We start from the raw sequence: 22,441 nt of genomic DNA, 5'->3' as shown, positions 1-22,441 counted from the left end.
TTCTCATGGGCAGCGGCGCCGTGGCTGCTCGATCACTGCCATCATGCGGGCCATGACCTTGTCACGCAGCGACACGTCCGGGTTCGTGGACCGCTACTTCAAGATCAGTGCTCGGGACTCGACGATCGGCCGGGAGGTGCGGGGCGGGCTGGTCACGTTCTTCACCATGGCCTACATCGTGGTGCTCAACCCGCTGATCCTCGGCTACGCCAAGGACGCCGACGGGCGGTTCCTGGGCGGCGGTGCCGAACCCAACCTCGCCGCGATCGCCGCGGGCACCGCGCTGGTCGCCGGGGTGATGACGATCCTGATGGGCGTCGTGGCGAACTTCCCGCTGGCCCTGGCGACCGGCCTGGGCCTCAACGCCTTCCTCGCGGTCGCGGTGGCCAGCCAGATGACCTGGGCCGACGCGATGGGCCTGGTCGTCATCGAGGGCATCATCATCCTCGTCCTCGTCCTCACCGGGTTCCGGACCGCGGTCTTCCATGCCGTCCCGGCGCCGTTGAAGGTCGCGATCTCGGTCGGGATCGGGCTGTTCATCGCCCTCATCGGCTTCGTCGACGCCGGCTTCGTCCAGCGCATCCCCGACGTTGCGAAGACGACGGTTCCCGTACAGCTCGGGTCGACCGGCCAGCTCCACGGGTGGCCCGTCCTGGTCTTCGCCGTCGGGCTGGTGCTCCTCATCGCCTTGTGGGTGCGCAAGGTGCCTGCGGCGATCCTGATCACGATCTTCGTCACGACCCTCGTCGCGGTGATCGTCGAGGCGATCGGCTCCATCGGCAACGAGGCCGCGGACGGCTGGATGCTCACCGTCCCCGCCTTCGAGGAGTGGACCGGCCCGAGCTTCGGCACGCTCGGCGAGTTCAACCTGCTCGGTGGGTTCGACCGGGCCGGTGTGGTCGTCGCGCTGCTGCTCGTCTTCACCCTGCTGCTGGCCGACTTCTTCGACACCCTCGGCACGATGACCGCGGTCGGCGCCGAGGCGGGTCTCCTGGACGAGGAGATGATGCCGCCGAACACCGAGCGGATCCTGGTGGTCGACTCGATCGCCGCGGCCGCGGGCGGAATGGGCGGCGTCTCGTCGAACACCTCCTACATCGAGTCGGCCTCCGGCGTGGGGGAGGGGGCCCGCACCGGTCTGGCGTCGGTGGTCACCGGCATCTGCTTCCTGCTGACGATCTTCCTCTCGCCCCTGGTCGCGGTCATCCCCTCCGAGGCTGCCGTCCCGGCACTCATCCTGGTGGGCTTCTTGATGATGCAGCAGGTCACCGAGGTCGACTGGCGCGACCTCGAGGTCGCGATCCCTGCCTTCCTGACCATCGTCTTGATGCCCTTCACCTACTCCATCACCGTCGGCATCGGCGCCGGCTTCCTCGCTTTCGTCCTGATCAAGATCGTCAAGGGCAAGGCCGCCGAGGTCAGTCCGATCATGTGGGTCGTCTCGGCGATGTTCCTGGCCTACTTCGCGATCAACCCGATCACCGAGCTGCTGACCTGAGCAGAGCGCGCCCCCCGCGGAGCCTGACTGTTCAAACGCGGTTCCGCCTGCGGCGGGTGGGAGTCCGGTGGGGGGCTCGTCGGGGTGGTTCGCTTGGTCCGGTCGGGCTCGCTGGGTGGTGGGTCGTCGTGGCTGGTGAGGGGTCCGGTCCGGACAGAGCATCGTGCGGCAGCGGGGATGCCGTGTCGCGCCTTACTTCTGGTGTGTGGTCGCGTCGTTGTTTGCGCGCCACGCCATCCTTGAGCGCTTGCCCGCACGACGCTCCGCCGGCCCGGACCCCTGGCGACGACGACCCACCGAGGGGTTGCTCGCCCGGCCGGACGCCGCGGGCCACTGGCCCTCCTCGCCCTCGGGTTGGGTGGATGTGATGGGTGGTGGCTGTCCCGGGCTGCCGGAGGTTGAGCAAGCGAGCGCCAGCGAGCGCCGACGAACTGGCAGCCGTCCACGCCCCGGTATCGATCGTGGAGGAATACTTAGCGAAGGTAATGACTTATGCTCACGATATGTCTTCCGTCGCTCGTACCAGCCGCACCGATGCGGGGCTCGCCTCCGAGCTCCGCATCTCCGTGATGCGCCTGCGTCGGCGGCTGGCGAACGAGCGGCACCCCGACAACGAGCTCGGCATGAACGCGATGGCGGTGCTCGGCGCCCTGTACGTGAAGGGCGACCTCGCCGTCGGCGAGCTCGCCACTCACGAGCGCGTGCAGCCGCCGAGCATGACCCGCACGGTCAACTGCCTCGAGCGCGACGGCTACGTGACCCGTCGCGGGCACGAGAGCGACCGGCGTCAGGTCGTGGTCTCGATCACCGAGCTCGGCCGAGACACCGTGCTCGCCGACCGACGCCGTCGCGACGCCTGGCTCGCCCAGCGGCTGCGCGAGCTCACCCCCGACGAGCGGGCCGTCCTGCGGGCGGCCGCGCCCATCCTCGACCGACTGGCATCTGCATGAGTCCCACCTTCCGCGCCCTCCACAACCACAACTACCGCCTGTACGTCGCGGGCACCCTGATCTCCAACACCGGCACCTGGATGCAGCGCATCGCCCAGGACTGGCTCGTGCTGAGCCTCGGCGGCGGCGGCGCGGCGCTGGGCATCACCACCGGTCTCCAGTTCCTCCCGGTCCTGCTGCTCTCGCCCTATGCCGGGGTGATCGCCGACCGCTTCCCCAAGCGCCGGCTGCTCCAGGTCACCCAGGCCACGATGGCCCTGGCGAGCCTCGTGCTCGGCGTCCTGGCCGTCACCGGGACCGCCGAGATCTGGCAGGTCTACGCCATCGCCTTCGCGTTCGGTGTGGGCTCGGCCTTCGACGCGCCCGCGCGCCAGTCGTTCGTCTCCGAGATGGTCGAGCCGGACGAGCTCACCAACGCGGTGGGCCTGAACTCGGCCTCCTTCAACCTCGCCCGCATCCTCGGGCCGGCTCTGGCGGGACTGCTCATCCACGCGCTCGGCGACGGCGTCTCGGCCACCGGCTGGGTGATCTTGATCAACGCCGTCTCCTACGTCGCGATCATCGCCCAGCTCGAGCGGATGGACCTCAAGCAGCTCCACTCGCCACGCCCGACCGGCCGCCGGCCCGGCGCACTGATGGAGGGCGTGCGCTACGTGCGCAGTCAGCCACGCATGATCCTGGTGCTGATCGTGGTGTTCTTCGCCGGCACCTTCGGCATGAACTTCCAGGTCACCTCGGCGCTGATGGCCACCGAGACCTTCGGCAAGGGGGCCGGCGAGTTCGGGATCCTCGGCTCGGCGGTGGCCGTGGGCTCGCTGACCGGGGCGCTGATGGCTGCGCGCCGGGTGCGGATCCGCCTGCGGCTGATCGTCGGCGCGGCCGCGGCGTTCGGCGTCGCGCTGATCGTCGCGGCGATGCTCCCCACCTACACCGCCTTCGCGGTGTTCGTGCCGGTGATCGGCTTCTTCACCCTCACCATGCTCAACTCCGCCAACGCGATGATGCAGCTCAGCGCGGCGCCCGCCCTGCGGGGCCGGGTGATGGCGCTCTACATGACCATCGTGATGGGCGGGACGCCGATCGGCTCGCCCATCATCGGCTGGATCGGCCAGCAGTTCGGGGCGCGGTGGACCTTCGCCGCCGGCGGCCTGCTCACGCTGGTCGGGGTAGCCCTCGCGGTGGCTGTCTTCGCCCGCCTCACCGGCGGCTGGCGGGGCCTGCTCGCCGAGGTCCGGCGCGATGAGCACCGTCCGGTCGCGGACGCGGTTCCCGAGGCGGCTCAGGCCAGCACGTGAAGATTTGTCCTGCTTGGCGGCGGACAGTAACCTTGACCCTTGGTGTCTGGTGTTCCAGACCCTCTCGCGTGCCCACAGCCCGGATCAGTCTCCCGGGGGCCGGTTCCCGCCGCGCCCGTGGACACGAGACGGCACAGGCTCGACCGCTTCACCATCGTGCCCGGCAGATCGCCGAGCACTGAGAGTAGACCGAAAGGGAACCACCAGGTGCCCACCATTCAGCAGTTGGTCCGCAAGGGCCGCCAGGACAAGGTGTCGAAGAACAAGACGCCTGCCCTCAAGGGTTCGCCCCAGCGACGCGGTGTCTGCACCCGCGTCTACACCACCACCCCGAAGAAGCCGAACTCCGCTCTGCGCAAGGTCGCCCGTGTGCGCCTGTCCAGCGGCGTCGAGGTCACCGCTTACATCCCGGGCGTGGGCCACAACCTCCAGGAGCACTCGATCGTGCTCGTGCGCGGCGGCCGGGTCAAGGACCTCCCCGGCGTGCGCTACAAGATCATCCGCGGCTCGCTCGACACCCAGGGCGTGAAGAACCGCAAGCAGGCTCGCAGCCGTTACGGCGCGAAGAAGGAGAAGAGCTGACATGCCGCGCAAGGGTCCGGCCCCGAAGCGGCCGATCGACATCGACCCGGTCTACGGGTCCCAGCTGGTCTCCCAGCTCGTCTCCAAGGTCCTCCAGGACGGCAAGAAGCAGGTCGCGCAGCGCATCGTCTACACCGCGCTCGAGGGCTGCCGCGAGAAGAACGGCACCGACCCGGTCGTCACGCTCAAGCGTGCGCTGGAGAACGTGAAGCCGGCCATCGAGGTCAAGTCCCGCCGCGTCGGTGGCGCGACCTACCAGGTCCCGATCGAGGTCAAGGGCACCCGCGGCACCACGCTCGCGCTGCGCTGGCTCGTCGGCTACGCCCAGGACCGCCGCGAGAAGACCATGCACGAGCGGCTGATGAACGAGATCCTCGACGCCTCCAACGGCCTCGGTGCCGCGGTGAAGAAGCGCGAGGACACCCACAAGATGGCCGAGTCGAACAAGGCCTTCGCCCACTACCGCTGGTGACGCGCGCGGGAGCGGCGTGACTCGGCATCTCTAGCGCGTCAGGGCGCTCCCGCCCACCACACACACCTTCGACTTAAGGAACACATCTCAGTGGCTGTCGACATCACCACGGACCTCACCAAGGTCCGCAACATCGGCATCATGGCGCACATCGACGCCGGCAAGACCACCACCACCGAGCGGATCCTGTTCTACACCGGGATCAACTACAAGATCGGCGACACCCACGAGGGGTCGGCGACCATGGACTGGATGGAGCAGGAGCAGGAGCGGGGGATCACCATCACCTCCGCCGCCACCACCTGCTGGTGGAAGGGCCACCAGATCAACATCATCGACACCCCCGGGCACGTCGACTTCACCGCCGAGGTCGAGCGCTCGCTGCGCGTCCTCGACGGCGCGGTCGCGGTGTTCGACGGTGTGGCCGGCGTGGAGCCGCAGACGATGACCGTGTGGCGCCAGGCCAACAAGTACGCCGTGCCGCGTATGTGCTTCGTCAACAAGATGGACCGCACCGGCGCCGACTTCTTCAACTGCGTCGACATGATGGTCGACCGTCTCAACTCCACCCCGCTGGTGCTGCAGCTCCCGATCGGCGCCGAGCAGGACTTCCTCGGCGTCGTCGACCTGGTCGGCATGCGCGCCCTCACCTGGCGCGGCGAGACCAAGATCGGTGAGGACTACGAGGTCGAGGAGATCCCGGCCGAGCTCGCCGAGCAGGCCGCGGAGTACCGCGAGAAGCTCGTCGAGACCCTCGCCGAGGCCGACGACGACATCATGGAGCGCTACCTCGAGGAGGGTGACGTGTTCACCCCCGAGGAACTCGACGAGGCGATCCGTCGCGCCACCCTGGCCGACAAGCTCAACCCGGTCATGCTCGGCACGGCGTTCAAGAACAAGGGCGTCCAGCCCCTGCTCGACGCCGTCGTCAAGTACCTCCCGAGCCCGCTCGACATCGACGCGATCGTCGGACACGACCCGCGCGACGAGGAGAAGGCGATCAGCCGCAAGCCGGCCGACGAGGAGCCCTTCTCCGGCCTGGCCTACAAGATCGCCAGCGACCCGCACCTCGGCAAGCTGATCTACGTCCGGGTCTACTCCGGCAAGCTCGAGGCCGGATCGACCGTGGTCAACTCGGTCAACGGCCGCAAGGAGCGGATCGGCAAGGTCTACCAGATGCACGCCAACAAGCGTGAGGAGATCGCCTCGGTCGGCGCCGGCCAGATCGTGGCCGTGATGGGTCTGAAGGACACCAAGACCGGTCACACGCTCAGCGACCCCAACAACCAGGTCGTCCTGGAGTCGATGACGTTCCCGGCCCCGGTGATCGAGGTCGCGATCGAGCCCAAGACCAAGAGCGACCAGGAGAAGCTGGGCACCGCGATCCAGCGGCTCTCCGACGAGGACCCGACCTTCACGGTCAAGTCCGACGAGGAGACCGGCCAGACGATCATCGCCGGCATGGGCGAGCTCCACCTGGAGATCCTCGTCGACCGGATGCGTCGCGAGTTCCGCGTCGAGGCCACGGTCGGCAAGCCGCAGGTCGCCTACCGCGAGACCCTGCGCAAGGACGTCTCGAACCACAGCTACACCCACAAGAAGCAGACCGGTGGTTCGGGTCAGTTCGCGAAGGTCGTCGTCTCGCTCGGCCCCAACATCGACCCCGAGACCGGTGTCGGCGCTGGGTACGAGTTCGTCAACAACGTCACCGGTGGTCGCGTGCCGAAGGAGTACATCCCTTCGGTCGACCAGGGTGGCCAGGAGGCCATGGAGTTCGGCGTGCTCGCCGGCTACCCCATGGTCGACGTCAAGTTCAGCCTCGAGGACGGCGCCTACCACGACGTCGACTCGTCCGAGCTTGCGTTCAAGATCGCCGGCAACCAGGCCTTCAAGGAGGCCGCCCGTCAGGCGAAGCCGGTCCTGCTCGAGCCGATGTTCGCCGTGGAGGTGACCACGCCGGAGAGCTTCCTCGGCACGGTCATCGGCGACATCAACAGCCGGCGGGGCCAGATCCGGGCTCAGGAGGAGCGTCACGGTGACATGGTCATCGACGCCCTTGTGCCCCTGTCCGAGATGTTCGGGTACGTTGGCGACCTGAGGTCCAAGACCTCCGGCCAGGCTTCGTACTCGATGGAGTTCGACTCGTACGCCGAGGTTCCCACGAACATCGCCGACGAGATCATCAAGAAGGTGCGGGGCGAGTAGCCACCTCTCTCACGAGAGACCTACGCGTCCGGGACCCTCGGTCGCAACATCACATCAGTACGAGTCAAGTACCAACCACACCAGGAGGAGCCCACAGTGGCTAAGGCGAAGTTCGAGCGGACCAAGCCGCACGTGAACATCGGCACGATCGGTCACATCGACCACGGCAAGACCACCCTGACCGCGGCGATCACCAAGGTCCTGCACGACAAGCACCCCGACCTCAACGCCGCCTCGGCGTTCGACGAGATCGACAAGGCTCCCGAGGAGCGTCAGCGCGGCATCACGATCTCGATCGCGCACGTCGAGTACCAGACCGAGGCGCGTCACTACGCCCACGTCGACTGCCCCGGTCACGCCGACTACATCAAGAACATGATCACCGGTGCCGCGCAGATGGACGGCGCGATCCTGGTGGTCGCGGCGACCGACGGCCCCATGCCGCAGACCCGCGAGCACGTGCTGCTCGCCCGCCAGGTCGGCGTGCCGGCCCTGGTCGTGGCGCTCAACAAGTGCGACATGGTCGACGACGAGGAGCTCATCGAGCTCGTCGAGATGGAGGTGCGCGAGCTCCTCAACGAGTACGAGTTCCCGGGCGACGACATCCCGGTCGTGCGCGTGGCCGCCTTCCCGGCGCTCCAGGGCGACGAGAAGTGGGGCGAGTCGATCATGGAGCTCATGGGCGCCGTCGACGAGGCCATCCCGACCCCCGAGCGTGAGACGGACAAGCCGTTCCTCATGCCCGTCGAGGACGTCTTCACCATCACCGGTCGCGGCACGGTCATCACCGGCCGTATCGAGCGCGGCATCGTGAAGGTCAACGAGGAGGTCGAGATCGTCGGCATCCGCGAGGGCTCGCAGAAGACCACCGTCACCGGTGTCGAGATGTTCCGCAAGCTCCTCGACGAGGGCCAGGCGGGCGAGAACGTCGGTCTGCTCCTGCGCGGTACCAAGCGCGAGGACGTCGAGCGCGGCATGGTCGTCATCAAGCCGGGCACCACGACCCCGCACACCAACTTCGACGCCAGCGTCTACATCCTGTCGAAGGAGGAGGGCGGCCGCCACACGCCGTTCTTCAACAACTACCGTCCGCAGTTCTACTTCCGGACCACCGACGTGACCGGCGTCGTGACCCTCCCCGAGGGCACCGAGATGGTCATGCCGGGCGACAACACCGAGATGTCGGTCGAGCTCATCCAGCCGATCGCCATGGACGAGGGCCTGCGCTTCGCCATCCGCGAGGGTGGCCGCACCGTCGGCGCCGGCCGGGTCACCAAGATCACCAAGTGATCCCACTGTGATCCACAGGTAGCACCTGCTTCACGCAGCGGCCCCGCACCCACCAGGGTGCGGGGCCGCTGTCCATTTCGCTGACCCGTCCGCTATAGCTGACGGGTCACCGTCGATGTTGCGCTGACCCGTCCGCTATGGCTGACGGGTCACCGTCGATGTTGCGCTGACCCGTCCGCTATAGCTGACGGGTCAGCGAGATGGGGGAGTCAGCAGGGCGGGCAGACGCAAGCGGCCCCGCACCCGGGGTGGGTGCGGGGCCGCTTGTGAGCCGGACGGAGCCGACGTCAGGACTTCTTGTTGGTCAGCAGGGCGGCCACGCCGACGCCGGCGAGACCGATGCCGAGCAGCAGGGTGAGCCAGAGACCGAAGCCGACGCTGACATCCACGCCGAGGGCCTTGGCGGCATCGGCGTCGTCACCGGTGACGTCGAAGACGTCGAGGATGGCGAGCAGGGTGACCAGCGCTCCCGCAGCGATCGCGGCGATGGCCGTGGCCAGAGGCATCTGCGGGACCTTCTTGCCGATCACCGCGCGCGCGACACCGGCAGCGATGCCGATCAGGCCGAGCAGGAAGGTGAAGACACCGCTGAGCCCATCGTTGAATCCGTTCTCGCTGTCACCCCCGTAGCTGCTGTCGACGCTCACCCAGGGGAGCAGGGCGGCGATGAACAGCAGCACGCCGCATCCGACCATCGCCCAACCGAGGATGGAGGAGGTGCTGGTCAGCGAGTGCGTGCCGCCATAGCCGGGGACACCCGGGTACTGGCCGAACTGCTGCTGGCCGTACTGCTGTTGGCCGTACTGCTGGGGCTGACCGTACTGGCCGTGCTGGCCCGGGTGGCCGTACTGACCGGGCTGGCCGTACTGGCCAGGCTGCTGTCCGTACTGGCCGGGCTGGCCGTACTGGGGCGGCTGCTGCTGGCCGGGCTGTCCGTACTGGCCGGGCTGGCCGTACTGAGGTGGCTGCTGCTGGCCGGGCTGCCCGTACTGGCCAGGCTGCTGGCCGGGCTGCCCGTACTGAGGCGGCTGCTGCTGGCCGGGCTGGCCGTAGGGGTTCGGGGCGCCGTACGGCGGCTGGCCGGGCTGACCGTACTGCGGCTGCCCGTGCTGACCGGGCTGGCCGGGCTGACCGGGCTGGCCCGGCTGACCGGGCTGTCCGGGCTGGCCGTAGGGATTCGACATGAGACCTCATCTGGTTGGTGGTGGAATGCACACGATCGTAGGCCCGCGACGCCGTGCGGCGCGCGTCGGTGCCGGTCACCGAGCCGATCCGGGACCGGCCGATGCCGCCCTCCTTCCCGTTGTGGCACGCTTCTACGCCTCCGGCTAGACCGCCGGAACTCCCCCACCCCAACGACTGGAGTCTCGTGCAGGAGCAGGACACCCCGGGCACGCCGCCGGCCCGGCCGCACCACCGCTTCACCCCCGAGGGCCGCCGGGTCCGGGAGGTCGTGAGCTACTCCCGCCGCGGCAGTCGCTTCACCCCTCGCCAGGCCGCGGCCTGGGAGGCCCACCACGAGGCCTGGCTGCTCGCCGACGAGGACGTCGCCGACCCGGGCTGGTCGTGGGACGCGGCGTTCGGGCGCGAGGCGCCGCTCGTCGTCGAGATCGGAGCGGGGGTCGGCGAGGCGACCGCCGCGCTCGCCGCCACCCGTCCCGACGCCAACGTGCTCGCACTCGAGGTGTGGCGGCCGGGTCTGGCCGAGACGATGGGACGCGTGGCCGAGGCGGGGCTGGAGAACGTCCGCCTGTGCGCCATCGACGCGGTCTGGCTCCTCGAGCACCGCTTCGCGCCCGCCTCGCTCGCCGAGCTGTGGACCTTCTTCCCCGACCCCTGGCACAAGGCCCGCCACCACAAGCGCCGCCTGGTCACTCCCGGTTTCGCGCACGTCGTCGCCGACCGGCTGGCCCCCGGCGCCGCCTGGCGCCTGGCCACCGACTGGGCCGACTATGCCGAGCAGATGGTCGAGGTGCTCGACGCCGAGCCGGGGCTGGACGGCGGCATCGTGGAGCGCTGGGCCGAGCGCCCGCTGACCAAGTTCGAGCGCAAGGGCCTGGCCAAGGGCCGCGAGATCGTCGACCTGACCTACCGCCGCTCCTCCTGAGGGCCGGCGGCCAGCGCGGTCTCGACCAGCGCCCGCAGGACTCCCAGCTGGCGGCGCAGGTGGGACGGGTCCTCGGTGCTGCGGGCCAGCAGGAACGCGCCCTCGAAGGTGACGAAGACGTGGTCGGCGAGGTCGTCGACGTCGATCGGCGAGCCGGCCGGTAGTGCCTCGCGCAACAGGGCGGCGAATCCATCGCGCCAAGCGCGGATCGCTGTCGCGATCGGGGCACTCGTCTGCGATGTGAGGAGCTGACGCTCGGTGAGGACGGCGGCGTACAGGCAGCCGGACTGCTCGCCCATCAGGCCGTCGGCCAGCCCCACGAAGTGATCGAGGAACGCCACGGCTCGGACGGCGGGATCCGGGCCGGCTGCCCGTGCGGCGGCCAGTCCGGAGTCGAGCATCTCGAGGTCGGCCGCGACGTAGCGCTCCACCAGCGCATCGGCGAGCGCCTGCTTGGAGGCGAAGTGGTGGAAGAACGCACCCTTCGAGCTGGCCGAGGCGGCGATCACGTCATCGACGCTCGTCGCGGCATAGCCGTGGTCGATCACCAGGGCCTCGGCTGCGTCGAGGATCCGGGTGCGGGTCGGGGCACCGTTCTTGGGCATGACCACTCTTGTACCAGACTGGATGGTCTGGTACAAAACAGACTAAATAGTCTGTTATGGAGGTGTGCGGTGTTCGTGACCGATGCTGGACTGGAGACCGAGCTGATCTTCGAGCGAGGATGGGACCTGCCCGGATTCGCGGCCTTCCCGCTCCTGGCCGCCGAGGCGGGTCGCGCCGCGCTGGCCGATTACTACGCAGCCTTCGCCGCCATCGCCGCGGACGTCGGCGCAGGACTGCTCCTGGAGAGCCCGACGTGGCGCTGCAACCCGGACTGGGGCACCGCTCTCGGGTACCGGCAGGAAGACCTCGATGCCGCGAACCGCGACGCGATCGACTTCCTTGCCGATCTCGCGGCGACCTCGGCTGCGCGGGTGGCCACCGTCCGGGTTCTCGGCACCCTCGGGCCGCGCGGGGACGGCTACCGTCCCGGCTCGCGGATAGACCCCGGCGAGGCGGCCTCCTACCACCGGCCACAGCTGACCGCCTTCGCCGAGGCCGGTGCCGACGGCGCCGCCGTCTACACCCTCACCGACCCGGGTGAGGCGATCGGTGTCGTGACCGCTGCGCGAGAGGTCGGGCTGCCGATCGCGGTCGGCTTCACCGTCGAGACCGATGGGCGGCTACCGGGCGGGACGACACTGCCCGACGCGATTGCCGAGGTCGACGCGGCGGCTGCCCCGGACCACTACCTGCTCAACTGCGCCCACCCCGTCCACATCGCCGCCGGTCTGGAGCCGGACGCCAGCAACGGCGCCGACGACACCGACGACCCCGACGGCGGCTGGCGGGCCCGGGTGCGGGGCCTGCGGGTCAACGCCTCGCGACTCAGCCACGACGAGCTCGACTGCGCTACCGAGCTTCACGCCGAGGACCCCGAGGACCTTGCGGCCGACCACCGAAGCCTCGAACCGGCCTTCCCGAACCTGGAGATCATCGGCGGCTGCTGCGGCACCTCGGCGCGCCACGTGGCAGCGCTGTGGAAGACACGCTCCGATACGTTGCGCCGCACCCCCGGGTCTGCGTCCGCTCAGTCCCGCGCGTAGTCCCGCAGCGGCGGCTCGGCCGAGACGCGCTCCGCGGTGGCGATCCGGCCGAAGGCCTTCGTGAGTGCCTCGGCGTTGAGCCGCGACACGTCTGCGGCGCTCACTCCGGGCGCGAGAGTGGCCAGGCACTGCGCGGGGGAGACGGAAGCCGGGTCGGCCGGGCCGTCGTGGGAGAGGGCATCGAGGACGAGGTCGAAGGTGACGGCGTCGTAGAGGATCCCGGCGTGGGTGACCGGTCGTAGCGGGCACACCTCCTGGAGCTCGATGTTCTGTGCCCCCTCCAGGGCCGCGGTCGTGGTCGGCACGACGAGCGGGTCGGTGGCCGAGTAGATCGAGGTGTAGGAGACCGTGCCCGGTGTCTCGTCGCCGTCGTTGAGTACGCGGAGGAACTCCGAGCCGGGTGACATCTGCCAGCCGGCGGCGTTGCACGAGTCGGTCGGACAGGTGGCCGCGGCAGTCTCGACGCCGTGCGAGGGGCTGGCCAGCAGGACGGCGTCGTCGGTCGCGGCCCGCATCTCCGGCCACCAACGCAGCGCCCACCGGATCTGGAGATTTCCCTGGCTGTGCCCGATCAGGTCGACCTTGCGGCCCGAGAGGGCGTGCATCGTCTCGACCGCACCGACGACGTACTCGGTGGACTCCTGGATGTCGACCAGCGACCGTGAGGGAAGGTCGACGGTGCACACATCGAGGCCCGCGGCGCTCAGGCCTTCCTGCATCCCCCACTCCCAGGTCTCCGCGGCGGTCACGCCCGTCCCGTGCACCAGGAGCACCGGGTCACGCTCGGGGTGGGAGAGCGCGGCGGGGCAGTGCAGCGCCGCGTCGAGCGCGGCTTCCGGGGTGGTCAGCTCCGGACCGGTCGTGCCCTCCGCGGTGGGGGACGGCGGAGGCGGGTCTGACGTGCCGGCACAACCGGTCGTCGCGACCAGGGCGACGGCGGCCAGGGCCGCGAGGCTCCTCCGGTCCCTCATGTCGTCTCCTTCGAGTTCTCCGCCGGCCGCGCGCACAGGTGGGGCGACCTGCCGGTCGCCCACCCGTGATCACCGGAGCATCAGTGTCGCGGCGTCATCCGCCACAGCTCGAAGCCCCCGGGGTCCTCGACGCCGACGCGCAGGTTGCTCGCACCCGCGGTGCCGGCGTAGAAGAAGCCCTTGTCCTCGAACGGCAGCATCACCCGGATGCCGTACTGCGACCTGTTGCCACCGCCGTTGAGCGTCTCGGCGACGGCGGGCCGGTTCGGATTGTCCATCCGCCACAGGTCGTAGCCGCCGGTGGTGAATCGCAGGGCCGGCGCCACCTGCTCCAGCAGTTCGGGATTGCTGACGCCGAGCACCCCGGCGGCGATGTCGCGTGCGGCGCGCACGTCGCCGGATCCGTCGAACGTGCTCATGTACAGGCGGTCCTTGAGCACCGTCCAGGTCCACGAGTAGTAGTTGAACCGGTTCCCGAACCCGGCGGGCCCGAACTTCGGCGTCTGGCCGAGCAGGTTCTTGCGCAACACCCACGCACCCGACTCCAGGCGCACCGGCATCCGCTTGTAGCCGTACAGGAGCCGGACCTTCTGGGCGCGCTTGCCCGGTCTGCTGATCTCGAAGATCGACGTCGCCCGCTCCGCCCCGAGGTAGTCGGCAACGCGCCCCACCTGCGTGTTGGGGCGTCCGTACTCCTTCCAGACCGTCCCGAGGTTGGTGAACGGGTACTCGTAGCTGCCGACGTAGAGCCTGCCGCGCCACGACTGCACCGCCCCCATCCAGTTCGACTGGGCGACCAGGGGATCGGCTTCGTAGTCGGCGTAGCTGAAGATCGACTCCCAGTCGTCCGCGTCATCCTCGGTCAGGCCGCCGGGGCGGAGCTTGGGACCCATCCAGACCTGGGCGGGACCCCCGGCGGTGCTCGGTGCGCCCGGGTGCTCCGCGGTGAACGGGACGGCGGTGGTCCAGCCGGAGGCGACCAGGCGACCGTTGTGCTCGGTGATGTAGCCGGCCTCGTTGCCGATGTTGCCGACCTTCTCGAACTGGAACGGGTTCGCCTTGTTGCCGGTCCACTTGTAGATCGAGCCGCCCACCGCCGGGTTGTTGCGGGCTCCGAAGTAGAGGTTGCCGTCGCTGGCGACCACACCATTGCGCAGAGCGCCGATCTCGGGCAGGACCTTCGAGCCCAGGTAACGACCGGTGCTCCCCTCGAACGCGAAGACCGCGGCGCCCACCACGGTCGGCGTCCCGTCGCCCTTGAGGGCCTGACCCACTAGGAGTGCGACGTCGTTGTTGCCGGCGCCCCCGCGGAGGCCGGCGATGCGGCCGAGCAGCGGGTCGTCGGGGGTGATCTCGGTCATCTTGTCGGTGCGAGAGTCGACCCGGTAGACCCGCGACGGCGTGAGGTCGCCGGAGTTGGCTCCCATCCGGTCGGCGGCCGCACCGTACTGGAGCTGGCAGGTCGTGTCGCGGTTCACGAACGGCTGGAACTGCATGTAGAGCCGGGAGACACACGGGACGTTCGCGCCGGTACCGAAGGTGATGAAGCGCCCGGTCCGGGCGCCCGACCAGATATAGGTCTGGTTGACCTTGGGCTTGGAGCCGGCCGGGCAGGTGCCGTCGGCGCGGATCGGCGTGGGGGTCACGGTCAACTCACTGAAGCACTCGTCGGGCGCGGCGCGCCCGACGAGCTTCCGGTCGAGGATCGGCCCCTTGTAGGGGCGAACGCCCCCCTTGCTGCTCGTGGTGCTCGGCGAGGGGTCGTCGCCGTTGGACGGGGACGCCGGTGCCAGCACGACGGCCAGGCCGAGCGTCACGGTAGCGGCGATCAGTCTGGCCAGCCAGCGTCTGGAGACGGCGCGCTGAGAGTTGCGAGAGTGCATCCGAGATTCCTTTCACCACCCGTCGGCGGAGCCGAAGGGCATGCGGAAGTGCCCCGTGAAGGGGCGGAAGTAGGCGCGCTCGTGCTCCGGCGACGACCCATCCCCGGTCGGATCGACTCAGACGACGGCGCCGAGCGTGCTTAGCGTGGTGCGAGGAAGCGTTGGCCGACGTCGTCGGGGTGCTTCACATCACACTGAAGGTCACGTGCGGCGCGACGTCAAGGGCGCGGGCGAACAAGTCCACAAGGTGACAGCACTCGTACCGAACGGGGTGATCGCCGCAATCAATAGGTCACTAGGTCGCGCCTGGACCGCGTGTCGGGCCCGCTCGGACGCCACCGCCGCGATCGACGCATCTGAACTAGCCTGCCGCGGTGAGCGTCTCGGTCGAGCCCCGCCGCACGCGCCCGCGCATTCACCGCGCCTGGTGGGTCGCGGCGATCACGCTGTGTGCGCTCATGGCGGCGGCCGGCTTCCGCTCCTCCACCGGGGCCCTGCTCGAGCCGCTGGAGGAGGAGTTCGGGTGGTCGCGCGGGGTCACCAGCGGCGCGGTCAGCCTGAACCTCATCGTCTACGGACTCACCGCGCCGTTCGCCGCAGCCTTGATGGAGCGGTTCGGACTGCGCCGCGTGGTCGCGGTCTCGCTCACCCTGGTCGCCATCGGCGCAGGGCTCACCCTGGTGATGGACGCCGCGTGGCAGCTGTGGGTGCTGTGGGGGTTCGCCATCGGGATCGGGACCGGCTCGCTGGCCCTGGTGTTCGGCGCCATCGTCGCGAACCGGTGGTTCGTGCGGCACCGAGGCGTCGTCGTCGGGGTGTTCTCGGCGGCCAGCTCGACCGGCCAGCTGATCTTCCTGCCCTCGATCGCGGCGCTCGCCGACGGCCCGGGCTGGCGCTGGGCGGCCGGTCTGATCGCCGGGTTCGCCCTGCTGCTGGTGCCCCTCGTGCTGCTGCTGCTCGCCGACTCGCCGGCCGCCGTCGGCACCACCGCCTACGGCGCCGACCCGGAGGCGCCGCCCGAGCCAGCCCCGACGCCCGGCCGCAGCGCGGCGCGGGTGGCGCTGACGACGTTGCGGGAGTCGGCACGCTCGAAGGTCTTCTGGATCCTGTTCGGCACGTTCTGGATCTGCGGCTGGTCGACCAACGGCCTGATCGGCACCCACTTCATCGCCGCCTCGCACGACCACGGCCTCCCGCAGACGACGGCGGCCGGCCTGCTGGCCCTGATCGGCGTCTTCGACATCGTCGGCACGATCGCCAGCGGGTGGCTCACCGATCGCGTCGACAGCCGCTACCTGCTGTTCGTCTACTACCTGTTCCGGGGGCTCTCGCTGCTCGCGGTGCCGTACCTGCTGGCCGACGTCGTGCACCCGAGTCTGTTCGTGTTCATCGTGTTCTACGGCCTCGACTGGGTCGCCACCGTGCCGCCGACGGTGATGCTGTGCCGGGCACACTTCGGTGCGGTCCGCGCCGGCGTCGTCTTCGGGTGGGTGTTCGCGGCGCACATGGTCGGCGCCGGGGTGGCGGCCAGCTTCGCGGGCCTGATCCGGCAAGGCACCGGCGACTACCTGCTGGCCTGGCTCACCGCGGGCGCTCTGTGTGTCGCTGCCGCCTTCGCGGTCCTCGCGATCCCACGCACAGCCGGCCCGGACGCCGCCGAGCGCTGAGCCGCGCTCCACGGCGAGTTCGAGGCGCGGCCCTCAGGACCCACCTCGGGGAAGCGGGAGGCGCAGGAATCCCGGGCGATACAGGAGCGGATCCTCGATGACGGCGCCGAGATCGGTGCTATTGCGGCTGTAAGACACGACCACCGAGTCCTCGGCAGGAAACAGGTCGGGGTGCGCCAGTGGCATGTACCGCAACTGCCCGTCGGCGAGGTCGGAAGGGAGGTCGGCGACCGGGGGCTGCGCGGTGAACGGCCCGGTCGGGCTGGGAGAGGTCCAGAACACCAGGTCCTGACCCAGGAAGTCGTCGCGCTTGGAGAACGCATAGTAGGTGTCCCCCTTGCGGAACACACTGAGCGTCTGTGAGACCCCCTGGACCGGCTCGATGAGCGCAGCCGCCTGCCCGGCGTGAGATGTCCACCCGGTGCCGTCCCAGTAGCTCCACCGGCGTTGTTGGAGGACCTGGTCGGGCCTCACCCGGGCCACCGAGAGCGAGTAGCCGAACGAGGAGTCATCGGCCGGCCGCGCCGTCCCGTACACGTACAGCCAGCCGTCGTCGATCATCGACGCCGCCCCCCACATCGGCCGCTCGACGTCGCTGTCGTCGGCCCCGAGGTCTCGCAAGGTGAGCAGCTGCGGTGTTCGGCCGCGAGGGACGACGAACACGGCCGCCGAGGGACCCAGCGTCTCGAAGTCGAACACATCGGAGCCGCGCGACTGAACCCGCTGCGCGAAGACCGTGACCACGTCGTAGTTGTGGCGGTGCTGGACGGTCACCGACATTGGCCAGTAGCCGATCTTGTCGTTGCGGTCGGGCAGCACCGCCCCGCCGCCCACCGGGCGAAGCACCCGCAGGCACCCCGGCTCCACCACGAGCATGGAGTTGCGGACGAACTCCTCCGTAGCACCGTCGGGGGAGCGGAGCGTGTCGCCGAAGAGCCAGATGATGCGGCCGTCCTGGAGCTTGGCCTCCACGCCGACGTCGCCGCCCTGGAACTGGTTGTTCCCGCGTAGCCGGGCGACCCGATTGAGATCGTCGACGCCGCTGACCGTCCCGGTGTCAAGGCATGCGGTGTCGGTGGCCAGACCTCTGACCGATGCGGGCGGAGCCGGGTCGCCGCTGGTGGCGGCTCGGGTGGCACCAGCCGCCGCGGTGACGAGGACCAGGCCGGCCAGCATCGAGACGCGCCAGCGTCGCGGTGGGATCGGCTCGCCCTCCGCACGGACGGCGCGACTCACGATCAGGACGAGGAGCGGGAGGACGATCCAGCCCCCCAACGTCACCGCCGGCCAGCCGCTGGGCCAGGAGTGCGCCTGGTGATGGAGCGCCTCGACGACCGCGCCGGTGACCGTGCCATCCACCACGAGGCGTGCCGGCCGGGGCATGAGCAGCGTGTCGGTCGCAGTGACCACCGGGATCCCGGTGACGATCAGGAGTCCGGCGGCCACGGCCAGGCCGGGAAGGCCGATGAGCGCCTCGGCAGCCAGCGTGGTGACGCCGGCGCCGGTCACGGCCAGGGCGATGGTCAGCGCGACCAGTGGGCCACCGGCCAGCAGGCCGGCCGCACCTCCCGCTGACGCGGCGACCGCGACCACGACGGCGAGCCGCGCGACGCCCTCGCGCAGCGTGGCGGCATAGGGGCCGCGCACCACGGAGATCACGATCACGGTCAGCCAGCCGAGAAGCGCGGCCAGCATCCCCAGGCTCGCCGAGGACCATCCCGAGGAGGGCGGGGCCGACACCGAGACGGTGCGGCCGTAGCTCTTCGACACCTCGCCGATCTGCTCGACGAGCGCAGTGCGTGCCCGTTCGCTGCTGCCCGAGGCGAGCAGCAGCTCGTCGTCGGTCCCGCCGAGGTCGAGAACCAGGACGGCCGCGACGTCGCCGTCCTCGAGCAGCTGGTCGGCCTTCGCGCGGTCGGCCATGCCGATCACCGACAAGGTGCCGTCGGTGGCCGTGGTCACGTCCTCGGCCAGTGGTACGGCGACGACGTCGGGGGCGACCACCGCTATCGGCGCGTCGTGCAACGCTCCGCGCCCTGTCAGCAAGATCGCGAGGACGCCCAGGACGACGAGGGCCAGCGCCAGCCAGACACCACCCCGGATCGACATCCTCACTAGGATGCCCCAACCCACCCCTCGCAGGGTGAGCCGGGCCGACCCCGCTGACCCCCGGTCGGGTCGGTGGTCCTCAGTTGGCCCGCGAGGTCAGCCGCCGCCGGAAGTCGTCCTGACGGCGCAGCCGGGCCAGGTCGCGGTCGCGCCGCGCACCGATGACTGCGGCCAGGAAGTCCTCGGGAGCCGTCCCGCGTGCAGGGAGCGGAGCGACGTACTCGCTCACCTGCTCGGCCAAGCGGACGCCGACGCGCGCCCTCGAGGCGGGATCGAGGTTCGGGAGCCGCGCGAGGTACTGCCGCACCGCCAGGGCGAGCCCGGTGGGGAGCGCGGCGATGTCGGCCTGGGCGGCCCAGGCCGCCAGATGATGAGGGATGGGCATCGGAGGTCGCAGGTTCAGCGCGACCCGGGAGCGCACGACGTACGTGCCGGCGGCGAAGTCGCCCAGCCGCTTGCCCCGCCCGCTCACGAGTGCTGAGAGGAAGGCCGGCACGCCTCCCAGCGCGTAGATCTCGACGAAGCCGACCAGCGAGCGGATCAGGGCGTGCTGGAACGAGATCGGTCCGGCGTCGTCGCGCACGGTGCGCAGCCCGAGGGCCAGCTTGCCGAGCGAGCGGCCGCGGGTGAACGTCTCCAGGGCGGTGGGCGCGCCCACGAAGACCACGACGATCGCGGCGATGAAGACGGCGTCGGCGAGCGCCGGGTCGAAGCTGAGCGCGGCGATGCCGACCACGAGGCTGACCAGGATCAGCAGAACCACCGTCGCCACGACGTCGATGAGTCCGGAGGCGATCCGCGACCCGAGCGAGGCGGGCGGCAGGTCGAGCGCGACGGCCTCCCCGGTGACGAGGTCGTCACTGGTGAGCATCGTGAACTCAGGCGGAGTGCCTGCCTGCGGAGCGGTCATCGCGCTCAGTCTCCCAGGCGGGCCAGCGGCCTGTGCGCGGACGCCGCCGATCGGCCGATGGATAGGGTCTCGGTGTGGATCTGGACGCCTACGTGCTCGCGCACTCGCACGAGTGGCGCCGGCTCGAGGAGCTTCTCTCGTCGGGCCGGTTGAACGGGGTCCAGAGCGACGAGCTCGTCGAGCGCTATCAGCAGGTGGCGACCCACCTCTCCGTCGTGCGGACCTCCGCGCCCGACAGCCAGCTGATCGCCTATCTGTCCTCCCTGCTGGCCCGCGCCCGCATCCGGCTGGTCGGCACACGGGTGTCCAGCTGGGCGCGCTTCGGCCGGTTCTTCACCCATCGGTTCCCGGCCGCGCTCTACCGGTTGCGCTGGTGGTGGATCTCGACCTGGCTGGCCAACGTCGTGGTGATGGCGGTGATGATGCTGTGGCTGCTGGACAACCCGGTGGTCGAGCAGAGCCTGCTGAGCCCCGAGCAGGTCGACCAGCTGGTCAACACCGACTTCGAGAGCTACTACAGCGAGAACCCGGCGCAGAGCTTCGCGGCGCGGGTGTGGATCAACAACGCCTGGGTCGCCGCGCTGTGCATCGCGTTCGGCGTCCTCGGGGTGCCGGTCATCGTCCTGCTCTTCAACAACCTGCTCAACGTCGCCGTCATCGGCTCGATCATGATCCGGCACGACCGTGGAGACCTGTTCTTCGGGCTGATCCTCCCGCACGGACTGCTCGAGCTCACCGCGGTGTTCGTCGCAGCCGGCTTCGGACTGCGGCTGTTCTGGTCCTTCGTCGAGCCCGGAGGACTCACTCGTGCGCAGTCGATGGCCAAGGAGGGGCGCACCGGCATCACGGTCGCCCTCGGACTGATCGTCGTGCTGTTCGTCAGCGGCGTCATCGAGGCGTTCGTGACGCCGTCGCCGCTGCCCACCTGGGCACGGATCTCCATCGGCTTCGCCGCGTTGCTCGTCTTCCTCCTCTACGTCTTCACCCTCGGCCGCCGCGCAGTGCTCGAGGGGGAGACCGGCGACCTGGCCGCGGACCTGCTCGAGGACAGGGTGGCCACGCAGGCCTGACTCCAGGCTGAGACTCTCTACAACATCGAAGCAGCACCCGATCGGCCGGAAGGAACCAGCCACATGAGCGAGTACTACGTCCGCGACCCGAGGACCGGGGAGCTCATCCGTGAGTATCCGACGGCGAGCGACGCCGACATCCAGACCGCGCTCACCCAGGCGCAGGCCGCCTACGTCGACTGGAGCCGCACGGCGTCGGTCGAGGACCGCGCCCGTCTGCTGCACAAGGTCGCCGACCTGCACGACGAGCGGGTCGACCAGCTCGCCGACATCATCGTGCGCGAGATGGGCAAGCCGCTCGCGGAGGCCCGCGGCGAGGTCGAGTTCAGCGGGGCGATCTACCGCTACTACGCCGACAACGCCGCGAAGTTCCTCGCCGACGAGCCGATCGACCTGCTGGCCGGCACGGGCAGCGCGGTGATCCGGCGGTGCCCGATCGGCGTCCTGGTCGGGATCATGCCGTGGAACTTCCCGGCCTACCAGGTGGCTCGGTTCGCCGCCCCCAACCTGGCAACCGGCAACACGATCATCCTCAAGCACGCGCCGCAGTGCCCGGAGTCGGCCGCGGCGCTGCACGAGATCTTCGCCGACGCGGGCTTCCCCGTGGGGACCTACGTCAACGTCTACGCCACCAACGACCAGGTGGCCGACATGATCGCCGACCCCCGAGTCCAGGGTGTCTCGCTCACCGGCTCCGAGCGTGCCGGTGCCGCCGTCGCCGAGATAGCCGGACGCAACCTGAAGAAGGTCGTCCTCGAGCTCGGCGGCTCCGACCCGTTCGTCGTGCTCGGCTCGAACGACCTGGCGGCCACCGCCGAGGCAGCGGTCGCGGCGCGCAACGGCAACACCGGTCAGGCCTGCAACGCCGGCAAGCGGATCATCGTGATCGACTCGCTGTACGACGACTTCGTGGCCGCCTACCAGGCCAAGCTCGCCGAGGCCGCGATCGACTCCCCGCTGTCCTCGCAGGCCGCCGCCGACCGTCTCGGCGAGCAGATCGCACAGGCGGTCTCGAACGGCGCGCGACCCGAGCTCTCCGGTGACGCCGAGGGCGCGTTCTCGCCCAGCGGCTTCCTCACCGACGTCGCCCCCGACAACCCCGCGTTCTACGACGAGCTGTTCGGCCCGGTCGCGATGATCTTCAAGGTCGCCTCCGAGGAGGAGGCCGTGGCGCTCGCCAACGACACCCCCTTTGGTCTCGGCTCGTACGTCTTCACCCCCGACGTCGCGCAGGCCGAGCGCGTCGCCGACCAGCTCGACGTCGGCATGGTCTTCATCAACGGCGTCGACGCCGACGGCGTGGAGCTGCCCTTCGGCGGCGTGAAGCGCTCCGGCTTCGGCCGCGAGCTCGGCCGCTACGGCATGGAGGAGTTCGTGAACAAGAAGCTGATCCGCGTCATCGAGTGACGCTGGCGCTGACCGCCGGAGGTTGAGCAAGCGAGCGCCGCCGCCGGAGGTTGAGCAAGCGAACAGCCAGCGAGCGCTGACGAAACCCCGGCGACCGCCTGCGCGACTGTGGCGGGCTCTTGTTGCCTCGGTGCATCGACTGGCCTGGGTGGTGGGGTGGCCGCGCGCGTAGTCGACCGACACCCGCTGTCAAGGATCGCCTGCGGCGTCCGCTTCGCGGCGGACTTCGTCCGTCCTTGACTGCGGGTCCCGGTCGGTCGACTCATCCGGCGCGCTGCCGGCACGGGCTCCGCCCGCGCCGCCGCCTGCGCGGCCACCCCTCTCGGTCCGAGTACGCCGACTCGCTCGGTCCCGACTCACGCCGCTCGCGTTTCCG

General features: G+C 69.8%; 18 protein-coding genes. 12 read left to right on the top strand and 6 right to left on the bottom strand.

The features are described 5' to 3' along the window. Positions 1 to 52 precede the first annotated feature (52 nt). The 7 genes from WMR31_RS01895 to tuf all read left to right on the top strand — a co-directional run bounded on the left by WMR31_RS01895 (position 53) and on the right by tuf (position 8,292). Positions 53 to 1,498 carry an NCS2 family permease gene (locus WMR31_RS01895; RefSeq protein WP_340537071.1) on the top strand — a complete coding sequence of 482 codons (1,446 nt, stop codon included), beginning with the start codon at positions 53 to 55 and terminating at the stop codon, positions 1,496 to 1,498. A gap of 503 nt (positions 1,499 to 2,001) precedes the next feature. Then, positions 2,002 to 2,448, top strand: coding sequence for a MarR family winged helix-turn-helix transcriptional regulator (locus WMR31_RS01890; RefSeq protein WP_340537070.1), 447 nt, complete (start codon positions 2,002 to 2,004; stop codon positions 2,446 to 2,448). Then, the gene (locus tag WMR31_RS01885; protein WP_340537069.1) at positions 2,445 to 3,743 is read left to right on the top strand and encodes an MFS transporter; all 1,299 of its coding nucleotides are present in this window, start codon (positions 2,445 to 2,447) and stop codon (positions 3,741 to 3,743) included. The genes WMR31_RS01890 and WMR31_RS01885 overlap by 4 nt, the downstream gene beginning before the upstream one ends. Positions 3,744 to 3,950: 207 nt before the next feature. Beyond that, positions 3,951 to 4,325: a 30S ribosomal protein S12 gene (rpsL, locus tag WMR31_RS01880; RefSeq protein WP_056681807.1), complete on the top strand. Its 375-nt coding sequence runs from the start codon at positions 3,951 to 3,953 to the stop codon at positions 4,323 to 4,325. 1 nt (position 4,326) lies between these two features. After that, positions 4,327 to 4,797 (top strand): 30S ribosomal protein S7, encoded by a 471-nt coding sequence (gene rpsG, locus WMR31_RS01875; RefSeq protein WP_340537068.1) that lies wholly within the window; start codon positions 4,327 to 4,329, stop codon positions 4,795 to 4,797. A gap of 90 nt (positions 4,798 to 4,887) precedes the next feature. Further along, a complete protein-coding gene (fusA, locus tag WMR31_RS01870; RefSeq protein ID WP_340537067.1) occupies positions 4,888 to 7,002 on the top strand; it encodes an elongation factor G in 2,115 nt (704 codons plus the stop codon). A 96-nt stretch (positions 7,003 to 7,098) separates the two neighbouring features. Continuing rightward, a complete protein-coding gene (tuf, locus tag WMR31_RS01865; RefSeq protein WP_340537066.1) occupies positions 7,099 to 8,292 on the top strand; it encodes an elongation factor Tu in 1,194 nt (397 codons plus the stop codon). A 287-nt stretch (positions 8,293 to 8,579) separates the two neighbouring features. Here tuf and WMR31_RS01860 read toward each other — a convergent pair whose 3' ends face one another. Next, positions 8,580 to 9,476 (bottom strand): hypothetical protein, encoded by an 897-nt coding sequence (locus WMR31_RS01860; RefSeq protein ID WP_340537065.1) that lies wholly within the window; start codon positions 9,474 to 9,476, stop codon positions 8,580 to 8,582. A gap of 185 nt (positions 9,477 to 9,661) precedes the next feature. Between WMR31_RS01860 and trmB the strand changes: the two genes are divergently transcribed. Continuing rightward, positions 9,662 to 10,399 carry a tRNA (guanosine(46)-N7)-methyltransferase TrmB gene (trmB, locus tag WMR31_RS01855; protein ID WP_340537064.1) on the top strand — a complete coding sequence of 246 codons (738 nt, stop codon included), beginning with the start codon at positions 9,662 to 9,664 and terminating at the stop codon, positions 10,397 to 10,399. Here trmB and WMR31_RS01850 read toward each other — a convergent pair. Further along, a complete protein-coding gene (locus tag WMR31_RS01850) occupies positions 10,381 to 11,004 on the bottom strand; it encodes a TetR/AcrR family transcriptional regulator (protein ID WP_340537063.1) in 624 nt (207 codons plus the stop codon). The genes trmB and WMR31_RS01850 overlap by 19 nt on opposite strands. A 75-nt stretch (positions 11,005 to 11,079) precedes the next feature. Here WMR31_RS01850 and WMR31_RS01845 point away from each other — a divergent pair, with 75 nt between their 5' ends. Then, entirely contained in the window at positions 11,080 to 12,048 is a 969-nt protein-coding gene (locus WMR31_RS01845) for a homocysteine S-methyltransferase family protein (RefSeq protein WP_340537062.1), read from the top strand. On the opposite strand, the gene WMR31_RS01840 is transcribed toward WMR31_RS01845, so the two are convergent. Continuing rightward, complete coding sequence (locus tag WMR31_RS01840; protein ID WP_340537061.1) at positions 12,033 to 13,019, bottom strand: esterase/lipase family protein; 987 nt, start codon at positions 13,017 to 13,019, stop codon at positions 12,033 to 12,035. The two genes, WMR31_RS01845 and WMR31_RS01840, sit on opposite strands and share 16 nt — an antisense overlap. Before the next feature lie 80 nt (positions 13,020 to 13,099). Next, positions 13,100 to 14,902, bottom strand: coding sequence for a hypothetical protein (locus WMR31_RS01835; protein WP_340537060.1), 1,803 nt, complete (start codon positions 14,900 to 14,902; stop codon positions 13,100 to 13,102). A gap of 374 nt (positions 14,903 to 15,276) precedes the next feature. Between WMR31_RS01835 and WMR31_RS01830 the strand changes: the two genes are divergently transcribed. Then, a complete protein-coding gene (locus WMR31_RS01830; RefSeq protein WP_340537059.1) occupies positions 15,277 to 16,569 on the top strand; it encodes an MFS transporter in 1,293 nt (430 codons plus the stop codon). Positions 16,570 to 16,602: 33 nt separating this feature from the next. On the opposite strand, the gene WMR31_RS01825 is transcribed toward WMR31_RS01830, so the two are convergent. Together WMR31_RS01825 and WMR31_RS01820 are read right to left on the bottom strand one after the other, a co-directional pair. Further along, entirely contained in the window at positions 16,603 to 18,678 is a 2,076-nt protein-coding gene (locus WMR31_RS01825; protein WP_340537058.1) for a DUF5005 domain-containing protein, read from the bottom strand. Positions 18,679 to 18,757: 79 nt separating this feature from the next. Beyond that, a complete protein-coding gene (locus tag WMR31_RS01820; protein ID WP_340537057.1) occupies positions 18,758 to 19,588 on the bottom strand; it encodes an RDD family protein in 831 nt (276 codons plus the stop codon). Positions 19,589 to 19,662: 74 nt separating this feature from the next. On the opposite strand from WMR31_RS01820, the gene WMR31_RS01815 reads away from it, so the two are divergent. Both WMR31_RS01815 and WMR31_RS01810 read left to right on the top strand, forming a co-directional pair. Beyond that, the gene (locus tag WMR31_RS01815) at positions 19,663 to 20,658 is read left to right on the top strand and encodes a stage II sporulation protein M (RefSeq protein ID WP_340537056.1); all 996 of its coding nucleotides are present in this window, start codon (positions 19,663 to 19,665) and stop codon (positions 20,656 to 20,658) included. 63 nt (positions 20,659 to 20,721) lie between these two features. Continuing rightward, positions 20,722 to 22,065, top strand: coding sequence for an NAD-dependent succinate-semialdehyde dehydrogenase (locus WMR31_RS01810; protein ID WP_340537055.1), 1,344 nt, complete (start codon positions 20,722 to 20,724; stop codon positions 22,063 to 22,065). Positions 22,066 to 22,441: the final 376 nt, after the last annotated feature.

Origin of the sequence: Nocardioides epinepheli, assembly GCF_037936805.1 — a bacterium.
In the GTDB taxonomy this organism is placed as follows: domain Bacteria; phylum Actinomycetota; class Actinomycetes; order Propionibacteriales; family Nocardioidaceae; genus Nocardioides.
The sequence above is the reverse complement of the archived record's forward strand: the minus strand, read 5'-3'. Positions and strand labels throughout refer to the sequence as shown.